Origin of the sequence: Aminobacter aganoensis, assembly GCF_014206975.1 — a bacterium.
Lineage (GTDB): Bacteria > Pseudomonadota > Alphaproteobacteria > Rhizobiales > Rhizobiaceae > Aminobacter > Aminobacter aganoensis.
The window spans coordinates 108994-132733 of the sequence record NZ_JACHOU010000003.1 but is presented as its reverse complement, the minus strand read 5'-3'; the positions used below and the strand labels follow the sequence as shown (position 1 = coordinate 132733).

Below are 23740 nucleotides of genomic sequence, written 5' to 3'. Positions count from 1 at the left end.
TCAGTCTTTACGCATCTTGGAGAGGAATTGAGCCACGCGCGGCAGGGCCATGCCCTTGTCGGAGAAGAACTCCTCGGTCGGCAGGTCGGCGATGAGCGTGCCCTTGTCGAGGAAGGCGATGCGCGTGGAGATGGAGCGCGCGAATTCGATCTCGTGGGTGACGAACACCATCGTCGTGCCGCCCTTGGCGAGCTTGGCCAGGATCGACAACACCTCCGAGGTCATCTCGGGGTCGAGCGCGCTGGTGACCTCGTCAAGCAGGAGGTAGCTCGGCTTCATGGCAAGCGCCCGGCAGATGCCGACACGCTGGCGCTGGCCGCCGGAGAGCTGCGAGGGATAGGCGTCGGCCCGATCGCTCAGCCCGACCGACTTCAACAGCTCGCGCGCCTCGGCCTCGGCCTGCTTGCGCGGCACCTTCAACACCTCGACGGGGGCAAGTGCCACGTTCTGCACCGCGGTCATGTGCGGATAGAGATTGAAGAGCTGGAAGACGGTGCCGGAGCGCTTGCGCGCCTCGGAAAGCTCGCGCGGCTTGGAGACGTCGAAATTGTCGACCGTGATCTTGCCGGCGTCGATCTTCTCCAGGCCGTTGATGCAGCGGATGAGCGTCGACTTGCCCGAGCCGCTGGAGCCGAGAACCGAGACGACCTCGCCCTGGCGGATTTCGAGATCGACGCCATTGAGCACGGTGGCCGCGCCAAAGGATTTGCGTACACCCGATACGCTGATCATCAGAGGCCTCTCCATGCCGTGTGCGCCCTGAGCCGCTTTTCGAAGCGGCCTCCGGCGTAGGCGACCAGCTTTGCGGTCAGGTAATAGAGCGCGCCGACGGCGGTCCAGACGATGAACGGCTTCAGCGTGCGCAGGTTGAGGATATTGCCGACCTTGGTCAGGTCCATGACACCGATGACCGAGATCAGCGAGGTCACCTGCAGTTGGTTGACCAGGAGCCCGGTGAGCGGGCCAATGGCGAAGGCTGCCGCCTGTGGCGCGATGACCCGGCGCAGGATCTGCCAGCGGGTGAGGCCGAAGACCCGCGCCGCCTCGATCTGGTCGCGCCCCACCGACTCGATGGCCGACACCGCGATGACATAGATGAAGGCGGCGCTGTTTCCCGAGAGCGTGATGACGGCGGCCTCGGTCGGCGTGACGTTGATCTTGAGGAAGGCCGGCAGGCCGAAGAAGACCAGGAACAGCTGCACCAGAACCGGCGAGTTCTTGAGCAGCTCGGCGATGAAGGCGACGATCTGGGCCAGCACCGGCACGCGATAGAAGCGGATCACCGCCCAGGCCGTGCCGATGACCAGGCCAATCAGCGTCGTCGAGACGAACAGCGCCAGCGAGACGCCGAGGCCCTGAAGCAGCAGCACGATGTCGAACGGCGTGAAATCCCCGTAGCGCATCAGACCGCCCCCTCCGCCTGGTGACGGTTGAGATGGCGGTGCAGCATGCCGATCAGGATCGACACCGTATAGGTCAGTGCTGCGTAGGCGACGAGCAGGACGAAATAGACCTCAAAGGGCCTGAACGTGTTCGACGCCACGATCTTGGCCGAACCGGTCAGTTCGTTGAGGGTGATCGTCGACAGGATCGAGGACGTCAGGATCAGGTTGACGAACACCGATCCGAGCGGCCGGATCGAGGCGCGCAGGGCAATCGGCAGGATGATCCTGCGGAAGATCGTGCTCTTCTTCAGCCCACTGACCTGTGCTGCCTCGATGACACCCGGGTCGATTGCCAGGATGCCCGAGCGGATGACGTCCGAGGTGAAGGCGCCGCCGGCGATCGAAAGCGCAACGACGCCCGTCGTGAAGGCATCGATGTAGATGCCGATCTCGGGCAGGCCGAAATAGAAGAAGAACAGCTGCACGATGAACGGGATGTTGCGGAAGATGTCGACATAGACCGCCGCCAGCCTGTTGAGCAGCGGCGAGGCCGACGTGCGCATGGCACCGACGGCCAGGCCGAGCACCAGCGAACCGATCACGGCCAGCGTGCAGGCCTGCAACGTCAGCCAGGCCCCTTCCAGCAGGAAGGGGATATGCTTGGCGAGGATCGACAGGTCGAACTTCAAGCGGCACGTTCCCGGAAAGTGAAACCGGTTTCACTCTGCAAAACGGACACCCCCGTGTCAACGGGTGCCGACGGACTTCAGGCTGTTTTTCTCATGCCGACGAACGGTCCTGGCGGCGTGCAAACATGCTGGCGCACGGCTCGCCGCAAGGACTTCAACACACAACCGCCGCCGGGATACCCGACGGCGGTTGAAAACGCTTGAAGCCAGCCATGGCCGTTTGCCGGCCCGCGGCCTCGATCAGTTGGCCGGCAACACCACGGGAACGACGGCCGGCGCGGTCTACGGCGCCGGCTCGACCACCGGAGCAGGCGCAGGCCCGGCTTCCGCCGTTTCGACCGGAAGGGTTTCCTTGATCTGGTCGATCTTGCCGTAGGCGTCACCGACACCAAGGACGCCCTTGGCCCAATCCATCACCTCGTCGTTGACGTAGTCGTCGCCATACTCGGCAACGCGGTTCTTGTTGGCGGCCGCCATCAGGGCTTCCTTGAGGTCCGCGTCCGTGGTGCCTTCGGCTGCCGCGTCGGCAGCCGCCTGGGCGTCCGCCACGGCCTGATCGTCAGCAACAAGCTGGTCGGAAGCCGCCAGCGCATCCGAAAGAGCCTGCTTTTCGGCGTTGAAGGCATCGAACTCGGCTGCGTCGAGCGGCGGCTCCATGCCGTTCAGCTCGTCCAGTCGCGCCTGGAGCGCATCGGCGGTCGGATCGGCGATCGGCGCGCTGCCGTCAAACGGCTCGATCGCGGCAAGGGCCGCATCCAACGCCGACTGCGATTGCGCCGCCTTTTCCGTGGCTGCTGCCAGCGCTTCACCCGCCAGGTCGGCCTTCGCAGACTGCAGCACGAATTCGCGGACGAGCGCCATCCTGGGCGACTGGGAGTTGAGATAGGCGTGATAATTGCGATTGAGCGAATTGAGGCCGGCCAGCCGTGCGTTGAGGTTCTTTTCCTTCGCGGTCTTGCCGACCGACGCCGTGAGAACCTCGGGCGTCTTCGATTTCTGCCTGGACTTGGCGCTCTTCGCAGCACCGGGCTTCGCCTTCTGGACAGAAGACTTGTTGCCGCCACCAAACAGCGAGTCCATCAGGTTTCCCGACGAGGCCGACTTGCCACCCGATTTCGACGAGTTGCCGTCCTTGCCCTTGCCCTTGCCGCCGCTGTTGCCGCGATCAGAGCCGCCACCGCCCTTGTCGTTCCCGCCGCCCTTGTCGTTGCCACCGCCATGATCGCCACCCTTGGCATGGGCCTTGGCGAAACTGACGATGGACGAAGAATCGAAGGTGATAGGCAAAACGCTGATGGCGAATGCCGAGACTGCGCTGACGAGGAACTTTCTGCTTGTGAACACCGGGTATTCTCCCTCTCCGTTCGGTGTGCGAATCAAGCCCCACCACAGATTAGAGACTGGCGATATATGCGCCAGCAACCAACTGTTGCAGGCCGAGACATTGGGTGCGCCGATTGCCATTGGCGAGGCGGACTCAAGCTCCAGGGTCACCCCGGCCGGCATCGCCTCGGCGCGCCAGCCATGACACATGGCCATCGCCGCCAGGCGCCGAAGTTGCCGCGTTTCGCCCGAAGGATTTTCCACGTACCTGCCCCGCCAGATGAAAAGCAGGTACATCAGGACATGCTGAGATTTCAGGAATTCTTGCGCGAACCGTTAAGATTCTACCGGTTTCGCAAATAGGCCTGCAAGGCCGCATGGGCCTCAGGAGTCGAGGCCCGGCCGTGCCTCCGGCTGCGCCGGCATGTCGGCGAACTCGATGCGGTTGCGGCCGCGCGCCTTGGCCTCGCTGAGGCGGTCGTCGGCATGACGGAACAGATCATCGAACTCGACCTGGTCCTCGAACAGCACCGCGCCGACGCTGACCGACAGGGGCAACTGCCGGGCACCCGGCTCGAGCACCGTGTCGGAGACCGTGCCGCGGATACGCTCCGCAACGCGCTCGGCGTTCTCGCGACTGGTGCCGGGCAGGAAGATGCCGAATTCCTCGCCGCCGATGCGGCCGACCAGGTCGCCGGCGCGCACCGAGGACTTGATCGTTCCGGCGACGCTCTTCAGCACTTCGTCGCCCCAGGCATGGCCGAACTTGGCGTTGATGGCACGGAAATCATCGATCTCCACAACGAGCAGGGCGCCCTGGCGGCGACCGCCCGACGTCGAGTTGCCGCGGAAAGCATCGATCAGATTGGCGAAGACGCCGCTGTTGAGGCAGGAGGTGAGCGCGTCGGTCGACGACAGCCGGCTGACCTCGGACTTCAGCGCGCCGAACTTGCGCCGTTCATTGGCAACGATGGCGAGCAGCGGTGCGGCGACCAGGCCGGCTACGGCGCCGGCGCCAATGACGCCACGCCAGAACACGGGATCGCCCTGGCCCTGAAACAAAAGTGCCGCGGCGCCCGCCGCAACCACTGCGCATGCGGCCGAGCCCATCAACGCATAGCGGGCGACCGGCGCCCAGCCACGACCCGCATTCCCCGCACCCGAATTGTCCACGCCAGATCCCTCCGCTCTCATGTCGAATCGATCTATCCGGTGAGAATGAAACATTCCCTCTGTGAATACGAACAATTTGACGGATCTGCCGGAAACTAGGCGAAACCGGTGCTTTTGAACAGGCCGAAGCCACTTGCTGCGTCGATTTATGCCGATCAATCCGGTGGGCCGAACATGCCCATGCCGGCCTTCCGCGCCACCTCTTCGGCCTTTTCATAGCCACCACCGGGCAGCGCATGGGCCCAGCCATTGGAGACGAGCCAGGCGCCGACGTCCTGTTTTCCCAACCTGCAGGCGGCCGCCACGGGCTGGCGTTCGGCCGGCGGGAATACCTGGCACAGGGGCGCGCGGCCGCGCAGCCAATATCTGAAGGCAAGCAGGGCGCGCTCGCCGCAACGCCAGGAGATGCCTTCGAACGCGCAAATCTGGTCGCTGCCGATGGCTTTCGTGCCGGAAAGGAGAATGGTGTAGCCCATCGCCTCGAACGAGGCCGAGGAGGTCACCACGGGACGATAGAGCAGCGTGCCCTCCCAGTCGTCCGGCCCGATTCGCTTGGGCGGCGGGGCAAGCCCGAGATCGCCGAGAGGCGGCCTCGCCTCGATGCGCTCCAATTCAAGCCTGGCGATCTCGGGAGGTGCGACCACCTCGGGCGAGATCGGTCGGGCCGGGCTCGGCGGCGCCACGGCGGCGGCCGCACCCTGATGCCGAGGCGGCGGCAGCGCCCGCACTTGGGTCGACACGGGATCGAATATCGGCTGCGACGGCCGATGGGCGCTTTTCGCCGCCATGATGGTCAGTGCGACGGCGCCGATGCCCAGGGCCGCCCCGGCATGAACCAGCATTTTCCGCGCCGGCGTCATCGAACCCGCCCTCGCCCGCACCAGACCATCCAGAATTCAGATCTGCCACTTGCCATGCCAGGCTGCCCGCACTCCTCCGCTCGGGGCCAACAAGGCCACGGATCGCGGCGCAGCGCCAGCCCTTCCGAGCCAAAGTATAAAATTCGCATAAAATTCGATTTAAAGCGTACATTGAAGATTATCTCCCGATTACCTTTGTTCCTTTCCGATAATTTGAGACGATGTTGCTAGCGTTCACCAAAATAGGTGGGCGACATGAAAGCAACATCAACCAACGTTTCGAAGTTCGGATTGAACATATTTGCGGCAGCAACTCTTCTTGCCATCGCATTGCCCGGCGCCCATGCAAGCGAGGGTTCCGACGCCGAAGCGCCCACACTGAACCAGCCAAGCGCCATGCAGCTCCTCGGCGGCCTGATGCTGCCGCAACCGCCGGCAGCGGCCGCCACAAGCGAACCTTTCCAGTTCGGCCCGAACTTCGATGGCTACAGCCTGGCGGTGCGCACCGCTTCGAAGGATGACGTTCCCGCGGGCATCGATCCGATCAAGACCGCTGCCATCGTGCCAGGCGTGTTCGGCTCGGTTGCCATTCCGATGCGCAACTTCCCGGTCGCAGGCCGCTGGGCCAAGGTCTACAGCAAGATCAACGACTGCGCCGAGGCGAACTGCGGCAAGAGGGGCGCCGAGTTTGCGGCCGTCGCCACGGGCGCCCGCGACAAGAAGTTCATGGACAAGCTTGCCAGCGTCAACCGCGCCGTCAACACGATGATCGCCTACCGCCAGGACGACGCAGTCTACGGCAACCTGGATTACTGGGCCAAGCCTGCGGAAATACTGTCGCGCGGCGTCGGCGACTGCGAAGACTATGTCATCCTCAAGATGGCGGCGCTGATCGAGGCCGGCGTGCCGGCACGGAGCATGTCCCTAGTTGTACTCAAGGACACCGGCCGCGGCGTGTTTCATGCCGTGCTGTCGGTTGCCACCCAAAGTGGAAACTTCATCCTCGACAATCTGAGCAACACCGTGGCCGGCGACGACGTCTACAGGAGCTACGTCCCGCTCTATTCGTTCAGCACCGACCGCGCCTGGATCCATGGCGCACGGTCAGGATCGGCGCAAATCGCCTCTGTCGGCAACGATTTCACAACGATCGCGCCCGGCGAAGGCCCGGTGCGGCAATAGTGGACCGGCGGCCCAAAGACGATGAAGCATGGAATCGCCCGCGCGCCTGCCGGACAATTACAGGTTGGCCTGACATGCCGGGCACGCGGCCCCTCTGTGCACAACCTCGACGTTCATTAACAAATTCAAATTTTGCAGCCGGAAATGTAGTATTTTTGCATCAGTGCTTTGACCAAATAGCACAATGCCCCCCGATTCAGGTTCTGGACTATCAAATAGCTGTCGATTTTCATGCGCCGCTGGATAATTGCTCACGGCGGGTACGGATTGGGATCCCGGCTGCGACGAATGTCGGGATGGAGTGGGGAGAGTTTAGATGCAGTTGAATTTTGGGCGCCTGGCGCAGCGGCTGGCGGTGTTGTTGGCGGCGACCATGCTGTCGGGCAACGGAGCAAGCGCGCTGTCGCTGAAGGAAGCGATGGCGGTGGCCGTCGAATCCAATCCCGAGATCGGCCAGGCCATCGAGAACCGCGAAGCGATCGAGTTCGAACTGCGGCAGGCAAAGGGTCTCTACCTCCCCAGCGTGGACCTGGAAGCCTCGACCGGCGTACGCCGGCTCGACAATCCCTCGCGCCGCGCCCTGTCGATCGAAGACGATGCGCTCTATCCGTCTGAAGCCGGCGTCGTCGTCACCCAGAAGCTGTTCGACAACGGCGCCCGCCGCGCCGAGCTCACCCGGCAGGCCTCGCGCGTCGACGGCGCGTCCTTTCGCGTGCTCGAACGCTCCGAATTCATCGGCCTTTCGGTCGTCCAGGATTATCTCGAATACGTGCTCCAGGCCCAGATCGTGGGCGAAGCCAAGCGCAATCTCGGCTTCCACCAGTCGATCCTCGGCGACATTCGCGAAGGCATCCAGGGCGGCGCCCTGACCGACGCCGACCGCCAGCAGGCCGAAGAACGCCTGTTCGCCGCCAAGGCGCGCGTGCAGGAGGCGTCCGAAGAGCTGGAAGCCTCCAAGATCCGCTTCTTCAAGACCGTCGGCAAACCGCTGGTCAGCCCGTCCAAGCCCGGTTCGGTGGCCAAGGCCCTGCCGCGCTCGCTCGACGATGCGATCGGCCTTGCCCGCCGCAACAATCCGCGCATCCACATGGCCAGCAGCGACATCGACGCCGCGGCGTCGCTGGTCGATGCAGCGCGCGCCAAGTACGGCCCGGAAGTGGTGGCTGAAGGCCGCGCCCGCGTCGGCAACGACATCGACGGCTCGGCCGACGAGACCAACGACCTGCAGGCCCGCCTGGTGCTGCGCTGGAACCTCTATCGCGGCGGCATCGACAAGGCCAACGAGCAGGAACAGATCCGCCGCGTCAGCGAGCAGCGCCTTGCCATGCACCAGGTGCAGCGCGAGATCGAAGAAGCCGTGCGCATCTCCTGGGATCGCCGCTTCCGCCAGGCTGACCTCGCCAAGACGCTGCGCCAGCAGGCCGTCGCCAATGACAGGCTGGTGACCTCGTATCGCGAGCAATTCAAGGTCGGCCAGCGTTCGCTTCTCGACGTGCTCGACGCGCAGAACACGCGCTTCAACACCGAGACGCTGGCAAACACCGCATCATTCGCGTCGCTGTTCGCCGAATACCGGCTGTTGGCCGCGACGGGCCAGTTGCTGAAGACCATGAACATCGCACCGGCCAAGCAGGCTGCCGCCTACGCCCGCAGCGAGTTCAACGTGCCGGCGACCGCCGACACCGAGACCTATGCGCGGACGCCGTCGGAGCAGGTCAACGACATGCCATTCGACCTGCTCGCTCCGGTCAGAAAGAAGTAGGGGTGTCTGCCTGACGGCAGCCCCCGTCCGTCATGAACCAGCAGACGCATATCCAGACTCCGGTCGAGGCGTTCAAATCCTGTTTTTCGGCGGTGGCTGCCTATCTCGGCCGCCCCAGCGCCGAAACCGTGCTGTTTTCCGGCGTGCCTATCTCGGCGACCAGGATCGAAGTTCAGGAAATCCGCCACCTGGCCGAGCGCATCGGCCTGGAAACGCAAGAGTTCGAGCATCGCGATTTCGTGCGCGGCCGCTTCGACCTGCCGGCCATCGTCTTCCGGCCCAACCGGCTGCCCATAGCCATCCTGGCGGAGCAGAGGGATGGCGCGGAGTTCCTGACGGGACCGCAGGAGGATGGCCGCACCTCGATCTCGCGCGCCGAACTGATGGGCGTGCCGATCACCGGCGGCGTCGGCTTCTCCATCACCTATGCAAATGCCGCCGAGGACATGACCGTCGGCACCGCGGCGAAGATCGAGCGGCCGCACTGGCTGTACGGCACGCTGGGCGCGTTCTGGCGGTCCTATTCGCGCGTGGCGCTGGCGGCGATCTTCATCAACCTGCTGGCGATCGCCTCGCCCATCTTCACGATGAACGTCTACGACCGCATCCTGCCCAACAAGTCGATCTCGTCGCTGTGGGTGCTGGCGATCGGCGTGGCAACCGCCATCCTGTTCGACCTGCTGCTGAAGACGGCGCGCGCCGCGCTCATCGACCATGCCGGACGCAAGGCCGACCTGCGCATCTCCTACATGCTGTTCGAGAAGGTGCTGAACACCTCGCTCAGCTCGCGCCCCGCCTCGACCGGCGAGTATGCCAACCGGGTGACGCAGTATGAGTTCGTGCGCGAGTTCTTCACCTCCAACACGGTCAGCACCTTCATCGACACCGCCTTCGTCTTCGTCTTCCTGCTGGTGATCTACGCCGTGGCAAGCTGGCTGGTGGTCATTCCGATCATCGCCTTCATCGCGGCCGTCGTCATCGGGCTGGTGGCGCAGCAGCGCATCGGCAAGCGGGTCGCGGCATCGCTGAACGAGGCGTCGCAGCGCCAGTCGCTGCTGGTCGAATCGATCTCGACGATCGAGACGATCAAGTCGCTGCGCGCCGAAGCCTACCTGCTGCGCAAGTGGCGCGAGCACTCCAAGAATGCCGCCAACACCTCCGAAAAGATCAAGGAGCTGTCGGCGGCCGCGGCCAACATGACGCAATTCATCCAGCAGATGGTGACCGTGGCACTGGTGGTGGCTGGCGCCTACGCCTTCGACAGCGGCGCCATCTCGACAGGCGCCATCATCGCGGCGGTGATGCTGTCGGGCCGCGCTGTGGCACCGCTCGGCCAGCTGGCCATGACGCTATCGCGCTTCCGCCAGGCAACGCTGTCGCTGAAAGTGCTGAACACCATCATGCAGCAGCCGGAAGACCGGCCCGACACCGTCGGCTTCGTCAACCGTCCGATCCGGGTCGGCGCGCTGACGATGCGCAATGTCGGCTTCGTCTATCCCGGTACCGAGACCGAAGTGCTGACCGGGGTGAACCTGACGATCAATCCGGGCGAGCGCGTCGGCATCATCGGGCGCATCGGCTCCGGCAAGACGACGTTCGGGCGGCTCGTCGGCCGGCTCTACCTGCCGACGACCGGCGAGTTGCTGCTCGACGGCATCGACATCCGCCAGTACCACCCTTCCGAGGTACGCGCCGCCGTCGGCATCGTCGCCCAGGCCGGCGACCTGTTTTCCGGCACGATCAAGGAAAACCTCTTGATGGCGCGGCCAGAGGCCACCGACGAAGAGATCATCGACGCGGCAAAGCTGGCCGGCGTCGACGAGTTCGTCTCGCGCCATCCGCGCGGCTACGACATGAATGTCGGGGAGCGCGGCACCAACCTGTCGGGCGGCCAGAGGCAGGCCGTGGCGATCGCCCGGCTGCTGATGACGAAACCCAAGATCGTGTTCCTCGACGAACCGTCCGGCTCGATGGACCTGGCGTCCGAGCGCCAGCTGATACGGCAGCTGAAGACGGCGTTCAACGACAAGACCACGCTGATCATATCGACCCACCGCTACAGTATGCTCGAAATCGTCGACCGCCTCATCGTCGTCGAACAGGGCCGTATAGTTGCGGATGGTCCCAAGGAAAAAGTCATTCAGGCACTGCAGAAGCCAAATAGCTGAAGGCAGTCCGCTTGACAGGATGATTATATTGAACACGTTCAATATAACGGGGCATCATGATAGCCAGAGAAGACAGACCGCCATTTTTCGCGTCGGCCGCGGTGCTGATCATCGCAGCATTGTTCGTGGCGTTCGTAGCCTGGGCCTCGTTTGCCGAGGTCGACGAGATCGCACGCGGCGAAGGCAAGGTCATCCCGGCATCGAAGACCCAGATCGTGCAGGCGAGCGAGGCCGGCGTGGTCCAGGAAATCGCCGTCAAGGTCGGCCAGGTGGTCAAGAAGAACGACCTCATCGTCCGGCTCGACAACACCGTCAGCACCTCCAGCCTGGGCGAACAGCAGGCCAAGGCGCGCACGCTCGGCGCGCGCATCGCCCGCCTCAAGCAGGAACAGGAAGGCCGGATCGGCGAACCGCTGGCCTGCCCTGAAAACCTGATGCAGACCGCGCCCGAGATCTGCGAGAACGAGCAGAAGCTCTTGGTGGCGCGCCGGCAGAATTTCGACACCAAGCTCAATGTGCTGAAATCGCGGCTCGACCAGCGCGAAAAGGAACTCAACGAGGCCAAGGTCAACGTGACCAGGCTGACGGAAAGCCTGCAGGTCAGCGACCGCGAGGCAGCCCTGGTCACATCCATGGTCAAGCGCAACCTGATGGCCAAGACCGAGCAGATCCGCGTCGACCGCGAGCAGACGGAAATGCGCGGCCAGCTCAACCTCGCCGACGAGACGATCAAGCGGACCGAGGCCGCGATCGTGGAAGCCAAGCTCCAGGTCGACGAGTTCGGCCTGCAGCTGCAGCAGGAAGCCCTGGACGAGCTGACCCAGGCGCTGGCCGAGCTTTCGGTCGTCGACGAAACCATCCGCGGCGCCAGCGACCGCGTTGCCCGCACCGACATCCGCTCGCCGGTCGACGGCATCGTCAACACGCTCGACGTCAACACGCTCGGCGCGTTCGTGCAGCCCGGCGCCGTGGTCGCCGGCATCGTGCCGACATCCGAGACCTTGCTGGTCGAGGCGCGGGTCTCGCCGCGCGACGTCGCCTTCATCCGCCCCGACCAGAAGGCGCTGATCAAGGTTTCGGCCTATGATTTCTCGGTCTTCGGCGGCCTCGACGGCAAGGTGCAGAACATCACCGCCGACAGCCTGGTCGACCAGAACACCGGCGAACCCTACTATCAGGTCCGCGTCTCGACCGACCGCTCGGCACTGGAAAGGGACGGCAAGTCCTACTCGATCATTCCCGGCATGATCAGCACCGTGGAAATCATCACCGGGCGAAAGACCATCCTGAACTACCTGCTCAAGCCCATCAACAAGGCACGCGACGAGGCGCTTCGTGAACGATAGCGCCACCGAGCCCGACAGCCACGGTATCCACGTCTTTTCGACCGACGATCTGACCACCGATTTTCGCGTCGTCGTCCGCCTGGGCACCCGCCGCGGCATCCGGCTTGAGCGCCTGTTCTGGAACACGCTGCGGCAACTCGCAGAACACAACCACCTGACCATCGGCGAGATGGTGGAGGTGATCGCACAGGCCAATGGCGATACCGCGAACCTGGCCTCGGCGATCCGCGTGGCCTGCCTGCGCTGGATGTCCGACCAGGGTGCGGCACTCGGCAAGCTCGCCTCGCTGCGCACGATCAACGCCATTCTCGGCGCGTGCCCGGCGCCTGCTTTCGCGCTGTCGTCGACCAAGAAGATCCTGACGTTCAATCCCGCCTTCCAGCATCTGGTCAGGAGGCAATTGCCCGTCGGGTTCGGCGAGGACGCGCATCGCGATCTCCGGCTGTCGCTCGATCTCAACGTCGCGGACATCTTCGCCAAGCTCGATGCCAATGACGGCGTGCCTATCGCCAGCGGATTCGTCATCAGCGCCGCCGAGCGACGCTACCGTGGCCAGCTCAACATCGTCCGTGCCCCGATAAGGACGCCAGAACTGCTGCTTTGCTTCGTGGTCAACGGGTAGGCTGGCGACAAAAGCGTCGATCCAGAGGCGGAATAGTTCAAATTGTAACGACCTCCGCAACAATTTGTCAGCCGAACCGCTATCGCCTTTCCCCACGTTTTATTTTAGCAACCCCTCATTAATCACCTTACGTCATTCTGAAATCCACACATCGGGGATATCTGCTGTGAAACGCTTTATTGCGCTGATCGCATTCTCGTCTTTGCTTGCCGGAATCCAGGCAGCCCAGGCGGGAACCATCATGGAAACCAGGGGCAAAGCCTTCGCGCCGCCCGCCTTCGCCTCCTTCTGCGGCCGTGAACCCGGCCTGTGCAGCACGTCGGGCGGAAGCAAGGTCGTGGCGCTGCAGGCCGACCTCAAGTCGGAACTCAAGCAGGTCAACCGCGCCGTCAACTCGCGCATCAAGGAACGCAACGACGTTGGCGACGACTGGCGCGTGCCTGTCGCCTATGGCGATTGCGAGGACTTCGCGATCCTGAAGAAGCGCGAATTGCTGAAGCGCGGCTGGCCGGCGTCGGCGCTGCTGCTGACGGTCGCACGCTATCGCGGCCAGGGTCATACCGTGCTGACGGTGCGCACCAGCGAGGGCGACCTCATCCTCGACAACCTGACAAGTTCTGTCCGCGACTGGTCGAGCACGCCCTACGACTATTTCGCCCGCCAGGCACAAGGCAACGGCAGCCGCTGGGAGCGCATCGGCACTGCCAAGCCGATCCTGTCGACCGCTGTCGGCGGCTGATCCCCTTCGAACGTCAGCCTTGGCGTTCGAGCAGGATCGTCGGCTCGCCGTGATAGGTGGTGCGGCCGATTTCACGGTAGCCGTGCTTTTCGGCGACCCGCAGCGAGGCACCATTGAGCGGATCGATGATGCACACCGTGCGGCCCTCGAAGCGGCTGTCGGCCCAGCGCACAAAGGCCGCCACCGCCTCGCTGGCAATGCCCTTGCCGTGCATGTCCGCGGCGAAACCCCAGCCTGCTTCCGGAGTGCCTTCGATCGAAGGCACGATGTCGCGCTTCAGGTCGTGGAAGCCGCCTTCGCCGATGAAGCGGCCGGTCGCCTTGTCCTCGATCGCCCAGAAACCATAGCCGAGCAGCGACCATGAGCCGGCATGGCGCAGGAAGCGCTGCCAGCTTTCCTCGCGCGTGCGCGGCTTGGCAATGAAGCGCGTGACCACGGGATCCGCCCACATTGCGGCATAGGCTTCGAAATCATCGATGCGATGCGCGCGCAGGATCGTGCGTTCGGTCTCGATGACGGGAATGTCGGCAAGGGAAAAGACGGTCATCGATGAGGCTCCGTGAAAACAGGACGCCGGTCTAGCACGGATGACAGCCGAGGCAGCAGGCCAGAAAGCGCCGACAATGTCCGCCAGCTAGCCGTTCCAGGCCATCCGCATATAGACCCCGCCGCGTTCGAGTTCGTCAAGCATCTGGTCGAGCCGCTTGCGGCGCGTCTCTTCGCGACTGGCGCGGCCGATCCAGCCGAGGTAGTCGTTGCGCTGATAGTCCGGTCGCGCCTCATAGGCTGCAAGCAGCCCGCGCGAAACGAGTTCGCTGCGGATCCAGTCCGGCATCGGGTTGATGTCGCGCGTCAGGGCCATCGCCGGATTCTGCGGGCAATGTGCCCGATCGTCAACCGATGCGGCGACAATCACCGCCGTCATATCGACATCGGCCCGGCTTTGCTAACGTGGCGCCCAGGAAACGATTTCGCGAGGCAGCTATGACCGACCTCTTGCTCACGATCGTCCACCACCTGCTCGCCTTCACCCTCGCCGGCGTAATTGCCGTGGAAGCCGTCCTGGTGCGCCCCGGCCTCGGCCGGCGTGGCCTCGCCCTGCTCGGCAGGGTCGATGCCGCCTATGGCGCCCTGGCCGGACTGCTGGTGCTCATCGGTGCGGCGCGGGTCTATTTCGGCCTCAAGGGTTGGGAATTCTTCATCTACAACCCGACCTTCTGGGCCAAGATGGCGGCATTCACCGCAGTGGGACTGCTGTCCATCGCCCCCACGATACGCATTGCCCGCTGGCGCGCGGCTGGAGGTGGCGAGGCATACATCGTGCCCGACGCGGAGATCGCGCATGTGCGCCGCTTCATCACGGCGGAGGTCGCCGTTTTCGCGCTGATCCCGATCTTTGCCGCAACGATGGCGCGCGGTTACTGAGCCGCAACCTCCGCTTCGGCGACTTCGATCGGGTCGATGTCGTCCAAAGGCACCAGCGGCGCCGGCTCGCTCGTGCTCTTTTCCGGCGACTTGCAGATCTCGGCGATGACACAGCGCCAGCAATCGGGCTTGCGCGCCTTGCAGACGTAGCGCCCGTGCAGGATCAGCCAGTGATGGGCATGGCGCATGAATTCGTCGGGGATGATCTTCACCAGCATCGCCTCGACCTGGTCGGGCGTCTTGCCGGGCGCCAGCCCGATACGGTTGCCGATGCGCAGGATATGGGTGTCGACCGCCATGGTGTGCTGGCCGAAGGCCATGTTGAGCACGACGTTGGCGGTCTTGCGGCCGACGCCCGGCAGCTCGACGAGCTGGTCGCGGTCGTCGGGCACCTCGCCGCCATGGTCGCGGATCAGGGCCTGCGAAAGCGCAATCACGTTCTTGGCCTTGTTGCGCCACAGGCCGATGGTGCGGATGTGCTGGCCGACCGTTTCCTCGCCCAGCGCCAGCATCTTTTGCGGCGTATCGGCGATGGCGAAGAGCGCCCGCGTCGCCTTGTTGACGCCGGCGTCGGTGGCCTGGGCCGACAGCACCACCGCCACCAGCAAGGTGAAGGCGTTGACGTGCTCGAGTTCGCCCTTCGGCTCCGGCCGCTGGACGGAGAAGCGGCGGAAGATCTCGCGGACTTCATCCACCGAATAGAGCGAACGGGGGCGGCGGGCCGACGGCTTCTTCTTGCCGGCGCCGGTGCTGCGACCACCTGTCGAAGTCTTGCTGCTATCTTTGGGCTTGGGGTTTTTCATCGCCTCTCTATAATTAACCGGCATGAGCGAGACAAACGCCACTTTTGCCGCTGACGAGCCCTTCTTCAAGGCGCTGCTCTTGCCGCACCGGTCGCTCGGCCGCACCGGCTTCATGATCCTCATGGGGGCGTTGCTGTTTGGCTGGATCGTCACCGGCGTCTTCTTCCTCAGCCACGGCGCCTGGCCGATCTTCGGTTTCTTCGGCCTCGACGTGGTCGCGCTCTACGTCGCCTTCCGGCTCAACTACCGCGCCGCCCGTGCCCGCGAGGAGGTGAGCGTGTCGCGCACCAGCCTCGACATCCTGAAGACCGCGCCGTCCGGCAAATCGGAGAGCTTCCACTTCAACCCGTTCTGGGCACGGTTTGCCGTGTCCCGCCATGACGAGATCGGCATCACCGGCATGGCAGTCGAGTCGCGCGAAAAGAGCGTGCCGATCGGCAGTTTCCTCAATCCCGACGACCGCGAGAGCTTTGCCACCGCGTTTTCGCGCGCATTGGCCACGGCACGGACGCGGTGAGCAGGAATCGGGTGGGAATTGCCGGTGAGGCAGCCGATATTGGCGTTCAAGGAGACATCGCCATGAACGCCCAGACGAGAATGAGCCCCATCGCCACCCTGCAGCAGGACATCACGCCCGTCGGCGCCGAATACGAGACCGTTCGCCGGGTGATCGAAAAGATCAGCCTCGACTATCGCGACCAGCCTTCGCTCGACGCATTGGCCGACGAAGTCGGCGAGACGCCGACCGGCCTGCAGAAGCTGTTCAGCCGCTGGGCCGGCCTGTCGCCGAAGGCCTTCCTGCAGGCAGTGACGCTCGACCATGCACGCAAGCTGCTGGACGAGGGCCTGCCGCTGCTCGAAACATCGTTCGAACTCGGCATGTCCGGCCCGGGGCGCCTGCACGACCTGTTCGTCACCCACGAGGCGATGTCGCCGGGCGACTACAAGACGCGCGGCGCCGGGCTCACCATCCGCTACGGCTACCACATCTCGCCCTTCGGCGTGGCGCTCGTCATGGTCACAGACCGTGGCCTTGCCGGCCTGTCCTTCAATGATGCCGGCGAAGAGCGGGAAGCCTTTGCCGACATGTCCGGCCGCTGGCCCAACGCCAGCTATGTCGAGGACATGAGCGCCACGGCACCTTACGCGGCCCGCATCTTCGACCCGGCGCGCTGGCGCCAGGACCAGCCGCTCAGGGTGGTGATGATCGGCACCGATTTCCAGGTCCGCGTCTGGGAAGCCCTGCTCAAGATCCCGATGGGCCGGGCCTGCACCTACTCGTCGATTGCCTCCGAGATCGGCGCGCCGAAAGCCAGCCGCGCCGTGGGTGCCGCCGTCGGCGCCAACCCGCTTTCCTTCGTGGTGCCCTGTCACCGCGCGCTCGGCAAATCCGGCGCGCTCACCGGCTATCACTGGGGCCTGACGCGCAAGCGCGCCATTCTCGGCTGGGAGGCCGGCCAGGTGGCGCGATAGGGCGGAACATCGCCTTTTCGCCCGGCAAATGACACGCGGCCATCTGGCAAGTGCCGGCGACACAGGATAGTTTCCGCCGAGTTTTCAGGAGACTGTCGTGATTACCGTTGTCGGATCCATCAACCTCGACCTCATCGCAACCGTCGGGCGCCTCCCCGGCCCCGGCGAGACGGTTCCCGGCAACGAGTTCAAGTCCGCGCCCGGCGGCAAGGGTGCCAACCAGGCGCTCGCGGCGGCGCGTGCGGGTGCCAAGGTGCGGATGGTCGGCGCGGTCGGCAAGGACGCCTTCGCCGGCGAGGCCACAGCCTATCTCAAGGAGGGCGGCGTCGACCTCGGCGGCGTCGCCGAAATCCAGGCAGCCACCGGCATCGCCCTGATCCTGGTCGGCGGCGACGGCGAGAACATGATCGCCGTGGTGCCCGGCGCCAACGGCTCGGTAGTGCAGGGCGACCTCGCCAAGGCGCAGTTCAAGAAGGGCGACGTCGTGCTGCTGCAGCACGAAATCCCGCTGTCCACGGTGGATGCAGCGCTCGATGCGGCGCGCAAGGCCGGCGCGGTGACCATGCTCAACACCGCCCCCTTCCGGGCGGAGGCCGCAAGCTTCGTCGGCAAGGCCGACTATGTCGTCGCCAACGAAACCGAATTCGACCTCTATGCCGACGCGCTGAACCTTCCTGCCGGCGAACGGTCCGCCCGGATGGGCGAATTCACCCGCCGAACGGGTGCGACCGTCATCGTCACGCTCGGCGGCGACGGCGTGCTGGCGGCCAAGGGCGACGACCTCAGCCGTGTCGACGCGCTGAAGATCACGCCGGTCGACACGGTCGGCGCCGGCGACACCTTCTGCGGCTATCTCGCCGCCGGCCTGTCGGCTGGGCTTGGGCTCGAAGACGCGCTTCGCCGCGCCGCGGCAGCCGGTTCGCTCGCCTGCCTCAAGCCGGGCGCCCAGCCCGCGATCCCGCTCGCAGCCGAGGTGGATGCCGCGCTCAAGGGTTGAGCTTCCCTTCGCTGGACACGCGCAAATTCTGCGTGCTTACTGCCAGGCGACCGCCGGAGGAACGGACATGTCGTTCGAACTTTACGCCGCCTATGTCGTCGCCTGCATCGTCATCGTGCTGATACCGGGGCCGACCGTCACGTTGATCATCGCCTCGAGCATCCGGCACGGCACCCGCGCCGGGCTTGCCAATGTCGCCGGCACGCAGCTCGGCGTGGCCGTCATGATCGCCATCGTCGGCATCGGGCTCAACCAGATGATCGAAACGATGGGACACTGGTTCGAGTGGGTGCGGCTGCTGGGCGCGGCCTACCTGATCTGGCTCGGCATCCAGATGTTCCGTTCCAGCGGCAGGCTGGAAGCGGACGGTTCGCCGAAGCGCCCGCGTGGCGGCTTCTTCCTGCAGGGTTTCCTGGTCGCCATCAGCAATCCAAAGACGCTGATCTTCTTCGGCGCGTTCATTCCTCAGTTCATCGACCCAACCGCCAACTACGCCCAGCAGATCGTCATCATGGGCATCACCGCCATGGTGTTCGCCGCGCTGTCGGATTCAACCTATGCAGTGGCGGCTGGCCGCGCCGGCAGGTTCCTGTCAGCCAGGCGCCTCAAGCTGATGACCCGGATATCGGGCACGTTCCTGGTCGGCGGCGGCGTGTGGCTGGCGTTTTCGCGGGCCAAGTAAGGCAAAGACACCGTTGGACATGAAAGGGGCGGCTCGCGCCGCCCCTTTTGCTTTCGCCCGTCATGTCCGGAGCGGAAACGTGACTACAGACGGCCGAGACGCTCGACCAGCAGGGCGAAGAACCCGTCATGGTCGATGTCGCGCATGACGATGGCATTCTTCGGCCGCTTGGTGACGCCCCACCAGTCGACGACAGTCATACCCATGGTGAGCTCCGAAGCGGTTTCGACGGTGACGTTGCAGTGGCGACCCTGGAACAATTCGGGCTTGATAAGGTAAGCAATGACGCACGGATCGTGCAGCGGACCGCCGTCGGTGCCGTATTTGCCTTCGTCATAGCGCTCGAAGAACTCCAGCATCTGGGCGGTGGCGAGGCCAACCCTGGTGCCAAGCTGGCGGAAGGCGTCGATGCGCTTGGTGGTGGTCAGCGCCTTGTGGGTGACGTCGAGCGGCATCATGACGATCGGCACGCCCGAGCGGAACACCACGTCGGCCGCGTGAGGGTCGACATAGATGTTGAACTCTGCCGAAGGCGTGACATTGCCGCCTTCGAAGAAGCCGCCGCCCATCAGGACGATTTCCTTAATGCGCGGCGCGATCCTGGGTTCGCGGATGAGGGCGAGCGCCACGTTGGTCAGCGGGCCCAGCGGGCACAGCGTGACGGTGCCGGCTTCCTCGCGCATCAGCGTCTCGACCAGATAGTCGACGGCGTGCTGCTCCTCGAGCTTCATGGTGGGTTCGGGCAGTTCGGGGCCGTTGAGGCCGGTCTTGCCGTGGACTTCCTCGGCGGTGACGAGTTCGCGGATCAGCGGGCGGATGGCGCCGGAATAGACCTTGATGTCGGGGCGGCCGGCGAGTTCGCAGATCTTGCGGGCGTTCTTTTCAGTCAGCTTCAGCGGCACGTTGCCGGCAACAGCGGTAATTCCGAGGATATCGAATTCGGGGCTTCCGAGCGCCAGCAGAATGGCGACGGCATCGTCTTGACCGGGGTCGGTGTCGATGATGATCTTGCGCGGTACGGGCATTTTCTTTCCTTGTTGGGCAGGTTTTTTGCAGTCTTGAAGTTGCCGACGGGGCGGACCATATCAACAACAGTCGGGAAAATGCCATCCGGGTTTTTCCGCATTATGTCGCTCTCGGAGGACAAGCTGTAACATGAGCCGTATGACGCCCTTCTCGAGCCCGCTTCTCCTGGGCTTCGACACGATGGAAAAGACGCTGGAGCGCCTTGCCAAGTCGGGCGACAGCTATCCGCCCTACAACATCGAACGCATCAGGGATGCCGACGAACGGGGCGAAAGGCTGCGGATCACGCTGGCGGTGGCCGGTTTCGCTGAAAACGATCTCGAAGTCACCGTCGAAGAGAACCAGCTCATCGTGCGTGGCCGACAGGGTGACGACAAGGAGCGTGAGTTCCTGCATCGCGGCATTGCGTCAAGGCAGTTCCAACGCTGCTTCGTGCTGGCCGACGGGATGCGGGTGATCGCGGCCGATCTGAAGAACGGCCTGCTGTCGGTCGATCTCGACCGACCGGAAGCCGAACGCCTAGTACGGAAAATAAACATATCGGTAGCAGACTGACACTGCCGATGGCTCTCATGCGGGATGGCCGTGACGGCATCCTGGCTAGAAGGAGGCTACCATGCCCAATACTGCCCAGAGAAACACCATGACCACGGGTGAACTCGCTCATCTCGGCGAAGGCTCCGTCGCCTATCTCCGGAAGGTGTCCAGCGACGACCTGCTCGGCCGCTTCCCCGGCCTGACGCAGATCGATCCCGGCCTCGAACTGTGGGCGCTGTTTGCCGCCAATGGCGAGCCGATCCTGCTGTCGGATGCCCGTGACCGCGCCCTTGCCGGCGCCATGGAAAACGATCTGACGACCGTCGCCATCCACTGACCCTGCAAAGGGCATCGGCTGCACAGGCCGAGGTGACGGGCGAAACGGAAAAGGGCCGCACGAAGCGGCCCTTACCAAGCTTTTTCCAACAATCGAAATCAGGCAGCGTGCGACGCAGGCGTTTCCGACAGAAGCGCGTGGATGGCAGACGCATCGCGCGTGCCGCGAATCTTGGCAACCGTGTCGGCATCGCGCAGCACGCGCGCGATCCGCGACAATGCCTTGAGATGGTCGGCACCGGCGCCTTCAGGGGCCAGGAGCAGGAAAACGAGGTCGACCGGCTGGTCGTCCAACGCCTCGAAGTCGACAGGCGTTTCCAGGCGCGCAAAGACGCCGGTGATGCGCTTTACCCCTGCGAGCTTTCCATGCGGGATGGCGATGCCATTGCCGACACCCGTCGAGCCAAGACGCTCGCGCTGTAGGATGGTGTCGAACACCTCCCGCTCGGGGATGCCGGAAATCGCTGCGGCCCTTTCGGCGAGAAGTTGCAAAAGCTGCTTCTTCGAGTTCGCCTTCAAGGCCGGCAGGATTGCCGGTACCTCGATCAGATCACTCAGATCCATGCTGAAATTCCCTTGCTGTGCTCACCGCCGCATTACCCCAAAACCCCACATGCGGTCGGCGGCGACTATCCCTGGGCGACCTTTGCGGTCGAGGGATCTATCCAGCCGATGTTTCCATCAGACCGGCGGTAGACGATGTTGAGATGCTCGTTGCCGGCATTGCGGAAAACCACAACCGGGCTGTCCTTGGTGTCGAGCTCGATGACCGCGGAAGCCACCGACATTGTCTTCAGGACCATCGTCGATTCGGCGACGATGGCGGGGGCGAAATCCTCGGGCACATCCTCGTCGTCGTCGACGAGGGCTGCGACCACCGAGTAGGCAACATCGGTCAACTCGCCGTTGCCTGCACCCAGATTGTGCGACTTGAGCCGGCGCTTGTAGCGCCTCAAGCGGGTTTCGAGCTTGTCGGCCGCCGCGTCGAACGCGGCAGTCGGTTCCTGGGCGTCTCCGGTCGCTTGCAACGACATGCCCGAATCGAGCCGCACCACGCAATCGGCGGTGTAGCGCGAGCCAGCCTTCACGACGTTGACGTGTCCGGAGAATCCACGATCAAAATATTTACCGATCGCTTCGCCGATACGTCCTTCGATGCGCGCACGAAACGCATCGCCAACATCCATGTGCTTTCCTGATATACGCAGGCTCATCTGAAAACTGACCTTTTCTGTTCAGACTTCAAACTGGTCCGAGTTTATACCCGTGGCCGATGCAAACAAGCTTTGCCTCGCTTGCCACACCGATTTTAAGTCCGAACCTGTCGGCTGATCTTGGGCCACCACCTGGCAGTCGCTGGCTCGTGTCGCAAGCCATCCTGTGCCGCATCTTTCCTTGGCGGGCTCAGCCCTCTTCATGCGGGCGGGCTTCTAGACACTTCATTAGGGATTGTCAATCAAGGGCCCGGATCGGGCCAAAAACATCACTTTTCGGCTAGCTGGCGGTGCCTGCGATCGCCCGCTTTTCGCGCCGGCGCTGGACCGACGAGGCAATGTTCATGCCCTCGCGGTATTTGGCGACGGTGCGGCGGGCGATGTCGACGCCGCTTTTCTTGAGGATATCCACAATGGCATCGTCGGACAGCACGTCGGAAGCCTGCTCCTCCTCGATCATCTGCCTGATCCGGTCCCTGACGGCCTCCGAGGAATGGGCATCGCCGCCTTCGGCAGACGCGATCGAGGCGGTGAAGAAGTAGCGCAGCTCGAACACGCCGCGCGGCGTCAGCATGTATTTGTTGGCGGTGACGCGGCTGACGGTGGATTCATGCATGCCGATGGCATCGGCGATGGTGCGCAGGTTGAGAGGCCGGAGATGGCGCACGCCATGGACCAGGAAGGCATCCTGCTGGCGGACGATCTCGGCTGCGACCTTGAGGATGGTCTTGGCGCGCTGGTCGAGGCTGCGCGTCAGCCAGTTGGCGTTCTGCAGGCACTCGGTGAGGAAGTTGCGCTCGCCCTGGTCCTTGGTGCGGCCCGTGACCTCGGCGAAATAGACCTGGTCGACCAGCACGCGCGGCAACGTCTCGGGGTTGAGCTCGACGGCCCAGCTGCCATCGGCAGCCTGGCGTACCTCGACGTCGGGCACGATGGTGTCGGCAGAACCGCCGGCAAAGCCCCCGCCGGGCCTGGGGTCGAGGGCACGGATCTCGGCCAACATGGCAAGCAAATCCTCCTCGTCGACGCCGCAGAGGCGCTTGAGGGTCTGGAAATCGCGCTTGGCCAGCAGTTCGAGATTGTCGACCAGTGCCGCCATCGCCGGATCGAGGCGGTCGCGGCGCGCGAGTTGGATGCGCAGGCATTCGGCCAGATCGCGCGCAAACAGGCCGGCCGGATCGAAATCCTGGCAACCGGCCAGCACCTTGAGGACAAAAGGCTCGTCGACGCCGAACCGCGCGGCGATCTCGGCGGCTTCGCCACGGAAATAGCCGGCTTCGTCGAGCCAGTCGGTCAGTTCCGAAGCAACCAGCCGCTCCGCCGGATCGACAAAGGCGAATGAAATCTGCTCGCCGACATGATCGCGCAGGGTGACGGCTGCTGCGGCCATATCCTCCATGTCGAAGCCTTCGGACGAGCCGCCGGGGCCGGAACCGGCGGAAGCCGACTTCCACTGCATGGCAAGATCGGGGCCCATCCGCTCGACAGCGCCGGGATCGTCGGGAAACAGGTTCTCGAGCGAGGTGTCGAGCTTTTCCGAGATGGCCTCGGAGCTCCAGCCGGCCTCGCCTTCGAACCAGTCGTCGCTCGGCGCAGCATTGGCCTCGCCCGGCGCCTCGATCTTCGGAAACTGGTCGCCTGAGGGGTCTTCGGGCGCTTCCGCGCGCTCCAGCAGCGGATTGCGCTCGATCTCGTCGTCGATGAAGCGCTCCAGTTCGGCGTGGGTGAACTGCAGCAGCCGGATCGACTGCATCAGCTGTGGCGTCATCACCAGGGACTGCGACTGCCGTAGCTGGAGTTTTGCCGACAGCGCCATTGTTCAGAGTCACCGATCCCGAGCGAGGACGGCCGAAAACCGGCACGCCTACCATGTGGGATAGAACTGGCCCAGCTTTTGCATGTCAAGCCGATTGGGGCTTATTTGCCGTGCAGGACGCCGCCGACGTGCCGCACCCACACGCTATGGCCACAAACCGCCGCCCACTTCGCGCGCAGGCG

26 protein-coding genes are annotated in these 23740 nt (G+C 64.2%); 13 read left to right on the top strand and 13 right to left on the bottom strand.

Features of this window, described 5'->3' with window-relative positions:
- From GGR00_RS08250 to GGR00_RS08225, 6 genes are all read right to left on the bottom strand, one after another.
- Entirely contained in the window at positions 1-732 is a 732-nt protein-coding gene (locus GGR00_RS08250) for an amino acid ABC transporter ATP-binding protein (RefSeq protein WP_184699135.1), read from the bottom strand.
- Positions 732-1403: an amino acid ABC transporter permease gene (locus tag GGR00_RS08245; RefSeq protein WP_055981420.1), complete on the bottom strand. Its 672-nt coding sequence runs from the start codon at positions 1401-1403 to the stop codon at positions 732-734. Before GGR00_RS08245 ends, GGR00_RS08250 begins: the two co-directional genes overlap by 1 nt.
- Positions 1403-2074 carry an amino acid ABC transporter permease gene (locus tag GGR00_RS08240; protein ID WP_184699133.1) on the bottom strand — a complete coding sequence of 224 codons (672 nt, stop codon included), beginning with the start codon at positions 2072-2074 and terminating at the stop codon, positions 1403-1405. Before GGR00_RS08240 ends, GGR00_RS08245 begins: the two co-directional genes overlap by 1 nt.
- Positions 2075-2356: 282 nt before the next feature.
- Positions 2357-3418 (bottom strand): hypothetical protein, encoded by a 1062-nt coding sequence (locus tag GGR00_RS08235; protein ID WP_184699131.1) that lies wholly within the window; start codon positions 3416-3418, stop codon positions 2357-2359.
- 363 nt (positions 3419-3781) lie between these two features.
- Positions 3782-4570, bottom strand: a complete 789-nt coding sequence (locus GGR00_RS08230; protein WP_055981413.1) for a GGDEF domain-containing protein — start codon at positions 4568-4570, stop codon at positions 3782-3784.
- Positions 4571-4725: 155 nt separating this feature from the next.
- On the bottom strand, positions 4726-5430 hold the full coding sequence (locus GGR00_RS08225; RefSeq protein WP_184699129.1) for a thermonuclease family protein: 705 nt from the start codon (positions 5428-5430) through the stop codon (positions 4726-4728).
- 255 nt (positions 5431-5685) lie between these two features.
- Here GGR00_RS08225 and GGR00_RS08220 point away from each other — a divergent pair, with 255 nt between their 5' ends.
- The 6 genes from GGR00_RS08220 to GGR00_RS08195 all read left to right on the top strand — a co-directional run bounded on the left by GGR00_RS08220 (position 5686) and on the right by GGR00_RS08195 (position 13249).
- Positions 5686-6612 (top strand): transglutaminase-like cysteine peptidase, encoded by a 927-nt coding sequence (locus tag GGR00_RS08220; RefSeq protein ID WP_246441319.1) that lies wholly within the window; start codon positions 5686-5688, stop codon positions 6610-6612.
- Between the two features lie 373 nt (positions 6613-6985).
- Entirely contained in the window at positions 6986-8374 is a 1389-nt protein-coding gene (locus tag GGR00_RS08215; RefSeq protein WP_162244955.1) for a TolC family protein, read from the top strand.
- Positions 8375-8406: 32 nt separating this feature from the next.
- The gene (locus tag GGR00_RS08210) at positions 8407-10542 is read left to right on the top strand and encodes a type I secretion system permease/ATPase (protein WP_184699127.1); all 2136 of its coding nucleotides are present in this window, start codon (positions 8407-8409) and stop codon (positions 10540-10542) included.
- 56 nt (positions 10543-10598) lie between these two features.
- The gene (locus tag GGR00_RS08205; protein WP_055981405.1) at positions 10599-11888 is read left to right on the top strand and encodes an HlyD family type I secretion periplasmic adaptor subunit; all 1290 of its coding nucleotides are present in this window, start codon (positions 10599-10601) and stop codon (positions 11886-11888) included.
- Positions 11878-12510: a ribbon-helix-helix domain-containing protein gene (locus tag GGR00_RS08200; RefSeq protein ID WP_055981402.1), complete on the top strand. Its 633-nt coding sequence runs from the start codon at positions 11878-11880 to the stop codon at positions 12508-12510. Before GGR00_RS08205 ends, GGR00_RS08200 begins: the two co-directional genes overlap by 11 nt.
- A gap of 142 nt (positions 12511-12652) precedes the next feature.
- Entirely contained in the window at positions 12653-13249 is a 597-nt protein-coding gene (locus tag GGR00_RS08195; protein ID WP_377863436.1) for a transglutaminase-like cysteine peptidase, read from the top strand.
- A 13-nt stretch (positions 13250-13262) separates the two neighbouring features.
- Here the strand turns inward: GGR00_RS08195 and GGR00_RS08190 are convergent, their stop codons facing one another.
- Together GGR00_RS08190 and GGR00_RS08185 are read right to left on the bottom strand one after the other, a co-directional pair.
- On the bottom strand, positions 13263-13796 hold the full coding sequence (locus GGR00_RS08190; protein ID WP_184699125.1) for a GNAT family N-acetyltransferase: 534 nt from the start codon (positions 13794-13796) through the stop codon (positions 13263-13265).
- A gap of 87 nt (positions 13797-13883) precedes the next feature.
- Positions 13884-14174, bottom strand: a complete 291-nt coding sequence (locus GGR00_RS08185) for a YdeI/OmpD-associated family protein (protein ID WP_246441318.1) — start codon at positions 14172-14174, stop codon at positions 13884-13886.
- A gap of 59 nt (positions 14175-14233) precedes the next feature.
- Here GGR00_RS08185 and GGR00_RS08180 point away from each other — a divergent pair, with 59 nt between their 5' ends.
- Entirely contained in the window at positions 14234-14674 is a 441-nt protein-coding gene (locus GGR00_RS08180; RefSeq protein WP_184699123.1) for a DUF2214 family protein, read from the top strand.
- Here GGR00_RS08180 and nth read toward each other — a convergent pair.
- Entirely contained in the window at positions 14668-15477 is an 810-nt protein-coding gene (gene nth, locus GGR00_RS08175) for an endonuclease III (RefSeq protein WP_184699121.1), read from the bottom strand. The two genes, GGR00_RS08180 and nth, sit on opposite strands and share 7 nt — an antisense overlap.
- Positions 15478-15499: 22 nt before the next feature.
- On the opposite strand from nth, the gene GGR00_RS08170 reads away from it, so the two are divergent.
- The 4 genes from GGR00_RS08170 (at position 15500) to GGR00_RS08155 (ending at position 18629) form a co-directional block, all read left to right on the top strand.
- Positions 15500-15994 carry a DUF2244 domain-containing protein gene (locus GGR00_RS08170; protein WP_184699120.1) on the top strand — a complete coding sequence of 165 codons (495 nt, stop codon included), beginning with the start codon at positions 15500-15502 and terminating at the stop codon, positions 15992-15994.
- Positions 15995-16056: 62 nt separating this feature from the next.
- The gene (locus GGR00_RS08165) at positions 16057-16950 is read left to right on the top strand and encodes a methylated-DNA--[protein]-cysteine S-methyltransferase (protein WP_184699119.1); all 894 of its coding nucleotides are present in this window, start codon (positions 16057-16059) and stop codon (positions 16948-16950) included.
- Positions 16951-17047: 97 nt separating this feature from the next.
- Positions 17048-17947: a PfkB family carbohydrate kinase gene (locus GGR00_RS08160; protein ID WP_184699118.1), complete on the top strand. Its 900-nt coding sequence runs from the start codon at positions 17048-17050 to the stop codon at positions 17945-17947.
- 67 nt (positions 17948-18014) lie between these two features.
- Entirely contained in the window at positions 18015-18629 is a 615-nt protein-coding gene (locus GGR00_RS08155) for a LysE family translocator (RefSeq protein ID WP_184699117.1), read from the top strand.
- Positions 18630-18712: 83 nt separating this feature from the next.
- Here the strand turns inward: GGR00_RS08155 and GGR00_RS08150 are convergent, their stop codons facing one another.
- Positions 18713-19654, bottom strand: coding sequence for a nucleoside hydrolase (locus tag GGR00_RS08150; protein ID WP_184699116.1), 942 nt, complete (start codon positions 19652-19654; stop codon positions 18713-18715).
- Positions 19655-19784: 130 nt separating this feature from the next.
- Between GGR00_RS08150 and GGR00_RS08145 the strand changes: the two genes are divergently transcribed.
- Positions 19785-20210: an Hsp20 family protein gene (locus tag GGR00_RS08145; protein ID WP_184699115.1), complete on the top strand. Its 426-nt coding sequence runs from the start codon at positions 19785-19787 to the stop codon at positions 20208-20210.
- A gap of 61 nt (positions 20211-20271) precedes the next feature.
- The gene (locus GGR00_RS08140; protein WP_055981371.1) at positions 20272-20529 is read left to right on the top strand and encodes a BQ00720 family protein; all 258 of its coding nucleotides are present in this window, start codon (positions 20272-20274) and stop codon (positions 20527-20529) included.
- Positions 20530-20627: 98 nt separating this feature from the next.
- Here the strand turns inward: GGR00_RS08140 and ptsN are convergent, their stop codons facing one another.
- The 3 genes from ptsN to rpoN form a co-directional block, all read right to left on the bottom strand.
- Positions 20628-21092 (bottom strand): PTS IIA-like nitrogen regulatory protein PtsN, encoded by a 465-nt coding sequence (ptsN, locus tag GGR00_RS08135; RefSeq protein WP_055981369.1) that lies wholly within the window; start codon positions 21090-21092, stop codon positions 20628-20630.
- Positions 21093-21157: 65 nt separating this feature from the next.
- Entirely contained in the window at positions 21158-21742 is a 585-nt protein-coding gene (gene hpf / locus GGR00_RS08130; RefSeq protein ID WP_055981365.1) for a ribosome hibernation-promoting factor, HPF/YfiA family, read from the bottom strand.
- Between the two features lie 280 nt (positions 21743-22022).
- A complete protein-coding gene (gene rpoN, locus GGR00_RS08125; RefSeq protein WP_184699114.1) occupies positions 22023-23558 on the bottom strand; it encodes an RNA polymerase factor sigma-54 in 1536 nt (511 codons plus the stop codon).
- Positions 23559-23740 lie beyond the last annotated feature (182 nt).